The sequence below is a fragment of the Leptospira fluminis genome, assembly GCF_004771275.1.
GTDB lineage: Bacteria > Spirochaetota > Leptospiria > Leptospirales > Leptospiraceae > Leptospira_B > Leptospira_B fluminis.
The window spans coordinates 59,633-73,895 of sequence record NZ_RQEV01000008.1; the positions used below are offsets into that span (position 1 = coordinate 59,633).

Annotated in this window: 11 protein-coding genes; 2 read left to right on the forward strand and 9 right to left on the reverse strand. The window is 49.0% G+C overall.

Going from position 1 to position 14,263, the window contains the following annotated elements; all coding sequences use genetic code 11:
• Positions 1–22: 22 nt before the first annotated feature.
• From mfd to hisD, 3 genes are read right to left on the reverse strand one after another with little or no spacing between them, the layout of a single operon-like run.
• Complete coding sequence (gene mfd / locus EHO61_RS07140; RefSeq protein ID WP_135812940.1) at positions 23–3,460, reverse strand: transcription-repair coupling factor; 3,438 nt, start codon at positions 3,458–3,460, stop codon at positions 23–25.
• A gap of 7 nt (positions 3,461–3,467) precedes the next feature.
• Positions 3,468–4,319, reverse strand: a complete 852-nt coding sequence (gene panC / locus EHO61_RS07145; protein WP_135812941.1) for a pantoate--beta-alanine ligase — start codon at positions 4,317–4,319, stop codon at positions 3,468–3,470.
• Positions 4,320–4,323: 4 nt separating this feature from the next.
• The gene (gene hisD / locus EHO61_RS07150; RefSeq protein ID WP_135812942.1) at positions 4,324–5,607 is read right to left on the reverse strand and encodes a histidinol dehydrogenase; all 1,284 of its coding nucleotides are present in this window, start codon (positions 5,605–5,607) and stop codon (positions 4,324–4,326) included.
• 68 nt (positions 5,608–5,675) lie between these two features.
• On the opposite strand from hisD, the gene EHO61_RS07155 reads away from it, so the two are divergent.
• Positions 5,676–6,440, forward strand: a complete 765-nt coding sequence (locus EHO61_RS07155; protein WP_135812943.1) for an exodeoxyribonuclease III — start codon at positions 5,676–5,678, stop codon at positions 6,438–6,440.
• A gap of 27 nt (positions 6,441–6,467) precedes the next feature.
• Here the strand turns inward: EHO61_RS07155 and EHO61_RS07160 are convergent, their stop codons facing one another.
• From EHO61_RS07160 to EHO61_RS07170, 3 genes are all read right to left on the reverse strand, one after another.
• Positions 6,468–6,842 carry a hypothetical protein gene (locus tag EHO61_RS07160; protein ID WP_135812944.1) on the reverse strand — a complete coding sequence of 125 codons (375 nt, stop codon included), beginning with the start codon at positions 6,840–6,842 and terminating at the stop codon, positions 6,468–6,470.
• 179 nt (positions 6,843–7,021) lie between these two features.
• Positions 7,022–7,945, reverse strand: a complete 924-nt coding sequence (locus EHO61_RS07165; protein WP_135812945.1) for a lipase family alpha/beta hydrolase — start codon at positions 7,943–7,945, stop codon at positions 7,022–7,024.
• Positions 7,946–8,357: 412 nt separating this feature from the next.
• The gene (locus EHO61_RS07170; protein WP_167884826.1) at positions 8,358–9,389 is read right to left on the reverse strand and encodes a GGDEF domain-containing response regulator; all 1,032 of its coding nucleotides are present in this window, start codon (positions 9,387–9,389) and stop codon (positions 8,358–8,360) included.
• A gap of 287 nt (positions 9,390–9,676) precedes the next feature.
• Between EHO61_RS07170 and EHO61_RS07175 the strand changes: the two genes are divergently transcribed.
• Complete coding sequence (locus EHO61_RS07175; RefSeq protein WP_135812947.1) at positions 9,677–10,012, forward strand: Csp1 family four helix bundle copper storage protein; 336 nt, start codon at positions 9,677–9,679, stop codon at positions 10,010–10,012.
• Between the two features lie 36 nt (positions 10,013–10,048).
• On the opposite strand, the gene EHO61_RS07180 is transcribed toward EHO61_RS07175, so the two are convergent.
• Genes EHO61_RS07180 through EHO61_RS07190 form a run of 3 tightly spaced genes read right to left on the reverse strand, consistent with a single transcriptional unit; the run spans position 10,049 to position 14,180 of the window.
• Entirely contained in the window at positions 10,049–11,482 is a 1,434-nt protein-coding gene (locus EHO61_RS07180) for a sensor histidine kinase (RefSeq protein ID WP_135812948.1), read from the reverse strand.
• A 2-nt stretch (positions 11,483–11,484) separates the two neighbouring features.
• On the reverse strand, positions 11,485–11,928 hold the full coding sequence (locus tag EHO61_RS07185; protein ID WP_135812949.1) for a response regulator: 444 nt from the start codon (positions 11,926–11,928) through the stop codon (positions 11,485–11,487).
• Entirely contained in the window at positions 11,925–14,180 is a 2,256-nt protein-coding gene (locus tag EHO61_RS07190; RefSeq protein ID WP_135812950.1) for a PAS domain-containing sensor histidine kinase, read from the reverse strand. Before EHO61_RS07190 ends, EHO61_RS07185 begins: the two co-directional genes overlap by 4 nt.
• Positions 14,181–14,263: the final 83 nt, after the last annotated feature.

Sequence of the window (14,263 nt, forward strand, 5' to 3'; positions counted from 1 at the left end):
GTGATCCTCTCCTTCTCGTCCATTACTTTTTAACGGGCTGCATCTCCGTCAGAAGATACACTAGATTCGATAATTTTTCTTTTTGATTCGCCTTGCCCGGAAGATAGAGCAATACGTTCGGTTCTCTAGGATTCATCGTTAGGCCGACCCTAGCGGAGATCAAGTTCACGATCTTCTCGTAACTCCCTAGGAAATGCGGACCGGATTTCATTCTAATTTCTTCTCCGACTTCCGCCACTGTTTCAAAACCGATACGAGAGGCAAGAGTACGGATCTTTTCCAATAAAAGGAAGGTTTTTGCCTCTTCCGGAGGCTCTCCGAATCGATCCACCATTTCGGCAGAAATCTCTTCGATCTCGTCCATATCTTTCGCACCTTCGAAGCGCTTATAGAATTCGATTTTTTGACGAGTATCCGGTATGTACGTTTCCGGAATGTAAAAATCCGTTTCCAAATTGATCGCGGTTCTGACTTCTACTGGAATTTCTTCTCCCCGAATTTTCGCGATGGATTCTTCCAACATTTGGACATACAGATCGAATCCCACTTCCATGATGTCGCCGGACTGTTCCTTTCCGAGTAGGTTTCCCGCGCCGCGAATCTCCAAATCCCTCATAGCGACCTTGAAGCCGGAACCGAGTTCCTGGTACTCGTAGATCGTATTCAGCCTCTTTTCCGCATCCTCGGTGACCACGCGGTCTCTCGGTAAAAGCATATACGCATAGGCCTTACGATCGCTACGCCCTACGCGACCACGAATCTGGTACAGCTGTGAGAGGCCGAACAAATCCGCCCGCTTGACGAGCAGAGTATTCACGTTCGGGATATCGATACCGGACTCTATGATGGTGGTCGTGACCAGAATATCGTATTTTTTGGCGTAAAAATCCACCAAAGTCTCTTCGATCTCATCTTCCGTCATCTGTCCATGCAGAACCCCGATCGACGCTTCGGGGACGATTTCGTTCAAACGTTTGGTTTCCCGCTCTATGGATTCCACGCGATTGTAAAGATAAAAGACCTGTCCTCCCCGGGAAAGCTCCCTTCGGATGGCGTCCCTGACCAAATCGTCGTCCTCTTCCAACACGTAGGTCTCCACGCTCTGGCGATTTTTAGGAGGGGTCGCTATGATCGAAAGTTCCCGGATTCCGGTCAAAGCCATGTGCAGGGTCCTCGGAATCGGCGTGGCGGTCAGAGTGAGCACGTCGACCAAATTCTTTAACTTCTTGATCGATTCCTTGTGGTTCACGCCGAATCTCTGCTCTTCGTCGATGATCAGTAGGCCCAGATTTTTCGGATGAACGGAGTTGGCCAGGATCGCATGGGTGCCGATGATCATGTCCACTTTTCCTTCGGAAAATTTCTTCAGGACTTGTTTCGTTTCCGAGGCGGTCCGAAGCCTGGAGATGAGCTCGACCGAAATGGGATAATTCTCGAATCTCTTCTTAATCGTATTATAATGTTGTAAAGCTAAAATGGTGGTCGGCGCGAGCATGAGGATCTGTTTTCCCGCCATCGAGACCTTAAACGCGGCGCGAATGGCGACTTCCGTTTTTCCGTATCCTACGTCCCCGCAGATCAGACGATCCATCGGCCTCGGGGATTCCAAATCCTTTTTGACGGCCTCGATCGCGTCTATCTGGTCCGGAGTCTCCTCGTATTCGAACTCCGCTTCGAATTCCTCCTGGTAGATCGTGTCGGGAGGAAAAGCGTAACCTTGGAGTTTTATCCTATTGGAATACATGCGGACGAGATCTTCCGCCAAACCTTCCACCGCTTTTTGAACCCGGTCTTTGGTTTTTTTCCAGGTGCTTTTTCCCAGACTGTCCAGTCTCGGCCTTTCCGTTCCTCCGACGAAACGTTGCACCAAGGATATCTGATCCAAAGGAACGAAAAGACTATCTCCTCCATGGTATTCGAGCTTGAGAAAATCCCTCTCCTTTCCTCCCGCGTTTACCCTTTCTATCTTAAGAAAACGCCCGACTCCGTGATTCACGTGGACGATAAAGTCGCCTTCCTTCAGGTCTAAGAAGCTCTGAATCGCCTTACTATTCTGTTTTTTGAATCTAGTTTTCCGTTTGTATTCCCGACCGAAGACGTCGTTTTCCGAAAGTAGAAGAATCTTTTCCTCTTCCCAAATAAAGCCGCTACGAATCTCGGATACAGCCAGAAAGACGTCCTCCCGACCCTTGGAGAAAAGGATTTCCTCCGGCTCGACGGACTCGGGATTCAAAAGTCGGATCCCTTCGGATTCGAACAATCCCTGAAGCCTCTTAGTCTGCGCCTCGAAGGAGGAAGTCAATACGACGGTCCATCCCCCCTCTTCCCGCAACTGCGCGATCTTTTCCCTCACTTCCCGTATTTTCCCTTTAAAAGCAGGAGCCTCCTTCAAAGGACAGACCAAGTCTTCCGGCCCCGACGGTGGAAGTTGGGAAAACAGGATACCTTCCGCATTCTCGACCGATTTGAATTCCTTTTCCAAAGATAAGAGGAGAGAAGGAGGAGCGCACAGTACTTCTTTATTCCTCTTCTCATAGAGCGATTCGAATTCTCTTAACAAATTCGCGAGTCTTTCCTGGGAATCGTTCGCGGACGGAAACAGAAGCAGCGGCTGCTCCCGGAAGTAGGAAAGAAAACCCGTATTCTGACGCACGAAAGGAACCAATTCCTCGAAATAGGTTCCGCCGGAATCGTCCGGAATTTCGGGAAGATGAAGGGAAGAATCCGCTTCGGATATCAATTTCCGATATGCGACTTTTTGTTCCTCGGTAAGGACGTATTCGTCCGCGGGCAAAATCCATGCGTTATCCATAGTCGACAAGGATCTCTGCGTTGCCGGATCGAAAGTGCGGATGGATTCGATTTCTTCCCCGAAAAAATCGATCCGAATCGGATCCCGGGAAAGGGAGGAGAACACGTCTAAAATTCCGCCTTTCAGACTGAATTCGCCGAACGCTTCGCAGACGTCCTTTCGCGAATAACCCAAACGCAAAAGTTCGCGAAGTAGTGCGTCCAAACCGAACTCTTGCCCTACTTCCAGTTTGATCGTCCTGCTTTTCAACGCCTCGGGCGCGGGAACGGATTTGAGAAAGCCGGCCACGGACGTGAACAGGATCGCCTTTTCACCGGAAAGAATCTTGGCCAAAACCTTGATGCGCTCCCGTTTCATTTCCTGCGGGTAACGCATGTATTCGTACGGCAGAACTTCCTGGCCCGGGAAATAATGAGTTCGTTCCGGTTTTAAAAAACTGAGGGATTCTCGATAAAGAAACTCCGCTTCGGTATTGGTGGGGCTGATTACGACTACGGATCGCGGACTTATATCTCCGATCAGGGAGGCCAATAAGCCGTGAACGGAAGCAGGAGCCGAACCGATTCTTCGTAGATTCTTCCAGGATTGCAGTATTTTTTGGGAAAGCGGTCGCTTCCAATCGGCGGCGGAGACTTCGGCTCTTGACATGAACTTTCTAGGATATCCGAACGGTAATGTTATCTATTAAACGAACTTGTCCGACGAAGGCCGCCACGGCCAAAAGCACTTCGCCTTTCAAGACCTGTAATTCTTCGAGCGAATCCGCGTTCAACACTTCCAGATAATCGGTCTTAAGAGATGTCGAGGAATCCAAGACGTCCGACAGGATCGCTCTCACGGCTTCGGGATCCGTTTCTCCTTTTTGGATCAGACGTTCCCCCAAACGTAGCGCCCTAGATAATAAAAGCGCCTCCTCCTTTTCCGAATTCGACAACCTTGCGTTTCGGGAACTTAAGGCCAAACCCTCGGGATCGCGCACCGTTTCCACTCCGATGATCTCCATCGGAAACCCCAACATACGCACGAATTCCTTTACGATCAGGTACTGTTGGTAATCCTTTTTGCCGAAGTAGGCACGATCCGCCTCCACCGCATGAAAAAATCTGGATAGAACCAGAAGCACTCCCTCGAAATGTCCCGGTCTTGTTTTCGCGTCCAGATTCCGCATCAATCGGGGGATCCGAAGTTCTATGCTCGGGATTCCCCCCGGATAGACGCTATCCCTGTCCGGCAAATAGACCAAATCCACTCCCACAGCCTTGCAGAGTTCCAGATCCTTTTCCGTGCTGATCGGGTACTTGGAATAGTCTTCCGGATCATTGAACTGCGCGGGATTTACGAAAATAGAGACGACGGTCCTATCGTTTTCCGACGCGGAGCGCGAAAAAAGAGCTCCGTGTCCTTTATGGAGAAAACCCATGGTCGGCGCAAAACCGATTTCCGCACCGTCATGCTTCCAGCCTTGGACGACTTCGCGTAGTTCATTCGGATTTTTTAATACGATCATATGTTCAATTCCCGGCGATGCGGATTTTCACCGAATTCCCGTGTTCCTCGTCCAGCCCTTCGAATTCCGAAAGAACTTTTACGTGCGGGTATAGTTCCGTTAAGGAAGCTTGATTCACTTCCTGGTATGTCACTCTCTTTAAAAAGGTGGCTACGCCTAAGGAGGAAAAAATTCGGCTTCCCCCCGCCGTAGGAAGAATGTGGTTCGTCCCGCTGATATAATCCCCCATTGCGACCGGAGAATACGGCCCTAAAAAGACGGAGCCTGCATGCTTGACTCCCCGGAACAATTCCTGATAATTTCTAGTCTGGATCTCCAAGTGCTCGGGAGCGTATTCGTTGGAGAATGTTAAGCACGACTCCAAGTCGGGAAAGACCAATATCCAACCTTCGTTTGCGATGGAAGCGGACTTCATATCTTTCCTCTTCGGTCTTTGCAGTAGAGCCAGATCCAATTCCTCCGAAACCCGTTTCGCAAATTCCATGGAATCGGTGCAAAGGATAGCCGCGGAATCCTCTCCATGTTCCGCTTGGGAAAGAAGGTCCGCCGCTACCCAATTCGGATTCGCGGAATCGTCCGCGATGACCAGCACTTCGCTGGGTCCGGCCGGACTATCGATTCCGATTCTTCCCTGCCCGCTCAAGATGATCTTAGCAGCTGTCACGAATTTATTTCCGGGACCGATAACGAATTCCGATTTTGGGATGGTCTCCGTACCGAACGCCGCAGCGGCGATTCCCTGGGCTCCCCCGGCGGTGATGATCGCGTCCGCTCCCGCTATCTTTGCCGCGGCAAACAAACCGTCCGGAATTCCTCCTTTTTGGGGAGGAGTCACGATCTGAACATGGGGAACTCCGGCAATTTTCGCCGGAAGTACTCCCATCAGAATGGTGGAAGGATATAATGCCTTCCCTCCCGGTGCATAAACGGAAACAGATTCGATAGGAGTATAACGGATTCCTAAACGATTTCCCGAAACGATCGTATCCAAAGGAGCGGGAACCTGGGCCCTATGGAAAGCCTCTATGTTCTCCTTCGCCTTTTCCAGAGCGCCTTGGAGTTCGCTTGAAACGGAACCTTTCCATTCCGAAACCGGATGATAAAACGATTCACATTCCAGTTTGTCGAACTTGAGGGTCAATTCCCGGAGCGCCTCGTCTCCTCTAGTTCGGACCGCCTCCAAAATCGGAGAAACCAAAGGAAGGGTTTCTCCCATGTCCTCTTTGGCGCGCTCTAAGATCGGTTTGAGAGAAAAGCTCCCGTCTACTTCCCGGATACGAATCCCCATAGGGAACCAGTTTTTTTCTTTCCCTCTTGTCCGCATCCCGAAAATCCTGGGAAACCCCATCCGATTTTATGAAAGTAATCTGCTTAAACTGTAACGGTATCCGCGCCTCCTGGACCAAAGGACTGGGAGAATTCCTCGAACAAGAAAACCCCGATTTGATCTGTTTCCAAGAAACGAAGGCACAACCGGACCAACTTGCTCCGGAACTCTGGGAAAAATTGGGGTACAAAGCGTATTTCCATTCCGCTGAAAAAAAGGGATATTCCGGAGTGGGCCTCTGGACCAAAAAAGAGCCGAAACAGGTAACCTACGGAATCGGGGTGGAGGAATTCGATAAGGAAGGAAGAAGCGTTCTCGCCGATTTCGGAGGGTTTGCCCTTTGGACGGTTTATTTTCCCTCCGGAACCACCGGAGATGTACGACAAGCCGCTAAAATGCGCTTCCTTGCCGAATTTTTAAAGATTTCGCAAAAAATGAAAAAAAAGCACCCAAACATCATCCTCTGCGGGGACGTAAACATAGCCCATACGGAAAAGGACATTCACGACCCGAAAGGAAACGCGAAAAGCAGCGGATTTTTACCGGAAGAAAGAGCCTGGCTCACGGACTTCCTAAAAACGGGATGGCTGGATTCCTTCCGAGCCTTGTACCCGGAAAAACAGGAATATTCCTGGTGGACCTTCCGGGCGGGAGCCAGAGGAAAGAACAAGGGTTGGAGGATCGATTACTTCTTTGTTCCGGAGGAATTGAGAAAAAAACTGAAAAGCCTAACCATCAAAAAGGACCCGATCCTTTCCGACCATGCTCCCATGATTTTAGAAATTTCTTTATAACGGAATCCCGAAAGACGAAAAAGAAATCTATTTTTTCGGAATCTTTAGATCGAACTTAGGAAGGTTCTTTTTCAGGAACTCCGTAAGTTCGGATTCGAAAATCAGGACGGTGTCGGTGATCCTCTCCGGGGATTTGGAGCGCACCATTTTCTTTTGCAGAAGTTTTCCGGAAAATAAGATCGGATCCTTCCAAAAAGGAACCCGCAATTCTAGGGTCGCATTTTGCCCTTCCGGCTCCGGATGAAACCGATCCAAGGTCAAGCTAAGAGAAGTCCCTTCGATCCCCGCCCAAGTCGCCGGAAAATGACCGGATTCGGAATGCACCTCTACCGGAACTTTTACCGTTTGGAAAAATCGGTCCTTAAATTCTCGTACTAGCCTGTCCCATCCGGGGATTTCCACGAATCATTACGTCCCTTATCTTTACTAAGAAATAAGACTTTGTGCAATGCAAACAAATTTCCGTTTTCGATAAAAAAATCGGATTTTTTCTGCAATTTTTTCCGGAAATTCAGGAAAAATAAAAAAGCCCTCCCGGAAATTCCGGAAGGGCCACATAAAACTTCCCGGTTCGGGAGGAATTATTGGTTGCTTGCCGCGTTGGAAGCCATGCTCAGAAAGTAACCGTTGGTATCATACCAAGTCTGTCCCGTATACAAAGCATTCGTTGCTTCCAAGTGGTCCACACCCGAAGTTAGGATTCCGTAAGAAGGTCCTCCCATCCAAGTACCCCAAAGTTGTGAGGAAGAAGGCACCACTCCATCGTTCGCGATGCTAAGTCCGTAGAACGGAGCTCCGATCGCGCAGATCGGATACGTCAAACCCATTGCAGGGTGTTGAATCAAATCCGGAACGGTGATAATGGATCCATAAGAGAAATATTTCACACCGGAAGCGTTCGGAGTGACACTGTTAAATGCTGCCAACCCGTCGGTCGTCAGGAGTTTCAACCCGGCGATCGCATTCTCATTCGATTCGCCGTAAACAACTCCGACGATCGCGTTTAGCACGGTTGCCACATAAGGCAATGCCCAACTAGGAATCACCGCTGCAACTACGTTTGCCACCGGGCTGCCGTAGTGAGGAGTATTCAACGTGGTCAACGTCGCAACTCTACTGGACATTCCGAGGTTGGATACCATATAACGTGAATCCAACCCGCCTTGGGAATGGCCGATGATATTGATCTTTCCGTTATAATTGTTTGCCGCTAAGGCTGTTAGAATCGCGGTCTTCAAAAGAGCGGCTCGGTTTGCGGAAGAATCCATCGCGGTAACGGTCGGAGTAATTACCGTAGCCCCTTTCGACTGAAGGTAGGCTGCGTTTCCACCCCAATAGTCTATGATTCCGGAGTTGCTTCCCCATCCGAAAATTCCATGGGCCAATATGATGGGATACGATCCGGAAAGGGGTTGAGATGAAGAACCTCCCCCGGAAGCCAGTAACGAACCTGACACTAGAAAAACTAGTAACGAACTTATCCAAATCCTCGCTACACGAAACATCTTATACCTCTTCTCTTGCACTATTCTCTTGAGGAAGCTTTCCCTCCGGCCCTATCTGTGTTGCGGGTCCTTCTTTGGGAACGAGCGCCTCATTTGTTTCTCTTCGTTTTCCGCATTCACCCGTTTTATTTATTCAAAACGTTTGGTATAAATTAAACCAAACTTCTTATTTCGAACAAACCGGATCACCACACCAAAGTGGCAGGAAAGATGGGAACCATAATGTTATGAGAAGTCAATCAATTAAAATGTTTTGTCTCCAAAATTTAGGACTTTCATTTTTATTTATATCGATCAATTGATTTAAATAAAGGCAGGAAATAGGGACTTTGGGACATGTTCGGATCCAGTTTCTAGCGCTCGGACCTTCCTTTTTCGGTGTCGATTGAGTCCTAAAACTGAAACCGGGAAATCAGGAGTCGTTTCGGTTCAAGGTGGAATAAGGGGTCACACGATTTCTTCCGCCGGCTTTGGATTCGTACAGAGATTCGTCCGCCATACGAACCAGGTCTTCCCGATTCATATCGTTTTTGTTTCCTTTGCCGGTAGCGACTCCGATACTGACGGAAACGCTTTCCGAGGTTTCCGACATTTTGTGCGGGATCTGCAATTCTACGACTTTCGCCCGGACCTTTTCCGCCACGACTATGGCCCGCTCTTCGTCCGTTTCGGGCAAAATGATTGCAAATTCCTCTCCACCGTACCTTGCCGCAAAATCCCCCGCTCTCTTTGCGGTCTCTTTTAAAACGGATGCGACTTTTCGGATGCAATCGTCCCCGGCTTGGTGGCCGTACGTATCATTGAATCTCTTAAAGAAATCTATATCGATCAATAAAAGGGAAATCGGCTTTTCGGAACGATTGGCTCTCTTCCATTCCACGTCCAAAATCTCGTCGAAAAATCTTCGGTTCCAAATCCCGGAAAGTCCATCGGTTCTAGAGACTCGAAGAAGGGTCTGGTACGCTTCGGAGAGTTTGTCCGTAATTTCTTCTAGATCCTTTTCCCTGCGCCGCCTTTGTACCATCTCGTGTCTCAGCCTTAAAGCGGACCGCACTCTCGCCCTAAGCTCCGTAGCGTCGAACGGCTTGGTAACATAATCCACGGCTCCCGCCTCGAAAGCGGATTCCAAAGTGTGCGTATCGTGTATAGCGGTGATGATGATCACAGGAAGATCTGCAAGTTCCTCCCGATCTCCGAATTGGCGGAGAAGGTCTAGCCCGTTTTGGCCACCCGGCAGGAGTATATCCAACAGCAAAAGGGATACGGGCCGTCTTTTCTTCGGATCCCCGCTTAAACCCAACCATTCCAGAGCGGTCTCCGGATTCTGCGTGGAAATCACTTCCCCATACCCCGCCTTTTTAAGGATCCTTTCCACCAAAAGGCAGTTTTCGGGGGCATCGTCTAAAATCAAAATTCGGTCTTTCCGTAGGTCCGGAGAAGTCATCGTCTTTTTTCCGAGCTCTGGCTGCGAACTTTGCATCTACTCGGCTTATTTGACGACCAATTCTTTTGTTACACTCCAGTTTCTGGAGAAATTTGTCGGGCTTTTCGAAAAGTTCTCGAAAGCCGGAAAGGATAGGGGATTTTATCCGATGCAATGACGAATCCAAAATTATCAAGAAACGAATTTTTGGGCCTGGCCGGGGGTGCGGCGCTTGCACTGGGAAATGTATCGGACCTTATAGCCCAGGAAAGCGGACCTTCCCATAAAAAAAAGGATCCGGAAAAAAAATGAAGCATGCGAACTCCGCTATCTCGGCGGCCTCCGAGTGTATACTCAAAGGCGAACTTTGTATAGCGATGTGCATAGACCAACTGTCCCAAGGCCGTTCGGAAATGTCCGATTGCTTAAGGAGCGTAGAGGAGACGGTGGCGCTTTGCCGAGCCTTCCTGAAACTGGCGAGCCTAAACTCGAATTCGACGAAACGGCTCGCTTCCATCTGCTTAGAAGTATGCGAAGCATGTTCTCGTCAATGCGACAAGCATTCCGAGCATCATGAGGAATGCGGCGAGTGTTCTACGGCTTGTAAAAACTGCGTAACGGAATTTAAAAAACTTACGGCATAAGCGAACGGAATTTTAAAAAAGGCAGACTCCCCTCTTTCAATCCAGTGAAAATTCCAGGGCGAACCTCGTTCCCCATTCCCCCGTGTTCAGATCCAAGCCGGCTTTGAGTTGTTTTGCCAGGATTTTCACAAGTTGCAATCCGAGGGTTTCTTTTTGTTCCACCTCGCTTAGATTCCGAATCCCTTGTCCGTTATCCCCGATCTCCAGCTTGACGATATTTCCCTCGCGGCCCGCACTCACGAAAAAGGTTCCGGAATTTTTCCGGTGATACGCGTATTTCAGCGAATTCGTCGCGATCTCATTCAGTATCATTCCGAGAGGAATCGCTTTTTCCACCTCTAAACTCAATTCCCCGACGTCCACCTTGCGCTGGATTTTTTCTCCCGTTCCGTAAACGTTCCATAGATTGTCCAAAAGTTTGTCCACGTACGAACGCAGATTTACTTCCGCGAGATTCTTGGAATTGTACAATTCGTTATGCACTAAGGACATGGAATAAATCCTACTCTCCGTGTCCTTCAACTCCCGAATGACTACCTTGTTCTTCGCGTAATTCGTCTGCAAATTCAAGAGGCTAGCCATGATCTGCAGATTGTTCTTAACCCTATGATGGATTTCCTGCAAAAGGATTTCCTTGTCCCGAATGGATTCGCGTAAGGATTCCTCCGCCTGTTTCCATTTGGTGATGTCGACAACGATGGCTAAAACGATTTCCCGATTCCGCAATCTGAATTTATAAGAAGTGACTTCTACCAGGATCAGTTCTCCGTTCTTTTTTCTGTGAACGGAGGCGATGGGATGATTCTTTCCGCTTTTGAGACGCATATGATCTTCCATCGCCTTTTGCGCCTCGGAAGAGATGCGTATATCCGAAATAGCAAGCCTTCGGACTTCCTCCCAACTGTATTCGTACAATTTTTCCACTTCTTGGTTCGCATCTATGACTTCCAGAGTTTCATAATCATAGACCCACACAGCGTGCGGATTATTCTCAAACAAGAGCCTATATCTTTCCTCGCTATCACGGATCGTTGCGGCTTGTTCGTTCAGGCGAAAAAGGAATTCATTCCGTTCTATGGCATAGAGGATGGATCGGTGCAAAAGGTACGGATCGAATCTCCCTTTGATCAGATAGTCCTGAGCGCCGGCCTTCAGAGCCTCCGTCGCAAGGCCGGAATCTTCGGACCCGGAGCAAATCACGATCGGGATCCTCGGAAATTCCAAGCGGATCGCGTCGAAACCGTCTAGCCCGAAACTGTCCGGCAAGGAAAGATCCAAGACGATGCAATCCAATCCTCCGAAGGAAGTCCTAAGTTGTTCTAGTCCGGAGCCGACGGTCTGTGCAAAAGAAGTCTCCAACTCGTTCCCGGCTGCATCCTGCAAATAAAGGTCTATGAGTCTCGAATCGGCGGGATTGTCTTCGATGACGAGAATCCGCTTTGTCTTTACCAACGGAGGGAATGTCTGCATAATCATTTGGGAGGCAAGCTGGAAGTTTCGAACCAATACACTCTAAGAGAGCGCATCGCATCCACGAAGTTTCCGAACTCTACCGGTTTTTGGATGTACGAATTCGCGTGTAGACTGAAGGTTGCGAGAATATCCCTTTCCGAATTGGAAGTCGTAAGCACGACTACGGGTATCCTGCAAAGAACCGGATCCGTCTTCAGTTCCTGAAGCACTTCGAATCCGTTCTTCTTCGGGAGATTCAAATCGAGTAAGATCAGATCGGGTTTGGAGTTTCCCGAAAACATTCCGGTTCCCTTAACGTATTCGATCGCTTCTTCTCCGTCCTTGGCCACAATCAGATTCTTTTCCGTCGGCATCTCCCCTAAGGCTTCCAGCGTAAGACGAACGTCGGCGGGGTTGTCCTCCACGAGCAGGATATCGAACGTTTTCTTAGCGATCAGGGTCATTCGCTTCCCCTTTTAGGAATAGTGAAGAAAAATTCGGATCCGCGGGCTTCATCGGAAACCACCCAAATGCGTCCGGCATGGTTTTCCACGATCCTTTTGCAAACGGAAAGGCCGATACCGGTCCCGGGATATTCCCCCAAAGAATGCAATTTTTGAAATATAATAAATATCTTATCGAAGTATTTTGGATCCATTCCGATACCGTTGTCGGCCACCTTGAATTCCCATTCCTCCCGACTTTCCCGAGCAGAAACCGAAATAACGGGTCTCCTCTCCTTGCTCCTGAATTTAACGGCATTGGTAATCAGATTCAGGAAAAGTTGGCGGATCTGCTCCGGCCCTCCTACGATGACCGGCATCTCGCTTTCCAAACGAAAATCCACGTCCGCGGCGTTGAGACCCGCGAATAGATCGTGGACAACGTCCTTTAAGAGACTCTCGGTCTGAATTTTTTCCCAGACTTCGATTTTTGCTCCGAGCCGCGAATAGTTCAACAGGGACTCTATCAGATTTTGCTGGCGCTTTACCGCATCGACCGTGATCTGAATGAACTCCTTGCCCTCTTCCGGCAACTGGGGAGAACATCTCCTCTCCAAAAGTCGCAAATAGCTGGCGATGGTACGTAAGGGTTCCTGAAGGTCGTGGGAAGCCACGTATGCGAATTGTTCCAATTCCTGGTTCGTGGTCTCCAGATCGTTGATCGCTCGTTCCAGGGATTCGCGGACCCGGACTTTGTCCGTAATATCCCGGATGACCATGACGGATCCGATATCGTTTCCATCCTCGTCCTTGATTTTTTTGAAATTGCAGTCGATTCGAATCCTTTTTCCGGAGCGAAGGATGTGAATGACCTCGGCGCTAGCCTGTCCGTACCTTTCGTATTCCTCCATAACGGCTCTCTTATTCTCTTCGGACATCCAATCCCGCCGAAACAATTCCGAATAAGGCTTTCCGATCGGATTGTACCCCCACTCGATCTCGTACATCTCTTCCGCAGGTTTGTTGTAATAGATGATTCTACGTTCCGAATCGAGCGCGATCACCGCGTCGCTGATTTGGGAAAGAATAGCCAGGTTGAATCTTTTTTCCCGCTCCGACTGGACTCTTTCCGTTACCTCGGCGCCCGCGACCAAAACGCAATCCTTACCGTTAAATTCGAAACGAGTCGCCGTAATATCCACATAAAACCGTTCTCCGTTCTTTTTCAGGTGACGGACTTCCGGAATGAAATTCGGTCTCGATCCGGTTCCTCGAATTCGATCCGTGAACTGTCCGAACTCTTCCGGCGGCATCAGATCCGATAGGGTCTTTCGGAGAAACTCCTCTCCGTCGTACCCGTACGCGGATTTTGCGATTCCGTTTGCCTTAAGAATCGCTAAGGAGTCGTACTCGAATAGGAACATGATTTGAGAATTATTTTCAAATAAATTACGATAATTTGATTCACTTTCCGCGATCCTTTTTTCGAAAGCTTCTCGAATGGTGATCTCGTTCGATACTCCCAAGACTTGGGTAATCCTCCCCTTTTCGTCGAACCTGGGATAGAGCCTCGTCTCGAACGAACGGCCTTTGATCCGGAGAGTGTATCTGGATTCTTCTCCCTTTAAAGAGGCTCGGAGCGCCTGCATGCTTTCAGGGTCACCTTCACTTCTTTCGAAGATATTTTTTCCGACCAAATCTTCCGCGAGGAGTCCGAGGCGTTTTAAACCTCCTCCTTCCGCAAAAGTGATCACGGCAACCGGATTGAAAGAAAAAACGACGATGGGCAGGCCTTCGATAGCGGTTCGAAAGTCCCGGGAAGATTGCGCAAAGGCGAGTTCGGATTTTTTCGCTTCGGTGATGTCCAGACTGAGCCCGATCATCCCTTGGATTTCTCCGCTCTCGTAGCGAAGGGGAGAAAATCTGCTCCGAAAGATCCTGCCGGAAAATTTAGCCTCCGCCTCTACTTCTTCTCCTTGCAGAACGGATTTTAAAATTTGGCTCGGACTAAAGATTCGTAAGCCCGCGTTTCCGGACCGGACGGTCGCCGTCCAATCCAACTCCTGGATAGAAATTCCGACGAGATCTTCGCTTTGGAATCCGGTCCGGGCCAATCCCTCACCTTCCAAAAAATCGATCCGACCGTACCTGTCGGTGGAAAAGAGGATCAACGCTTCGGAATTTAAAATGTATTCTAGTCTGGACTTATAGCATTCTCCTCCCGGAACCGGAATCACGGGAAGAGGTGAAAATGCTTCGTGTAAAATTCCCATAATTTGACCCTGCGCTTCACGAGATTCGGAAGTGTCAGTTCAAATTATGGCAAAAATGAGGATTTTACAAGTCTTTTTCCGTC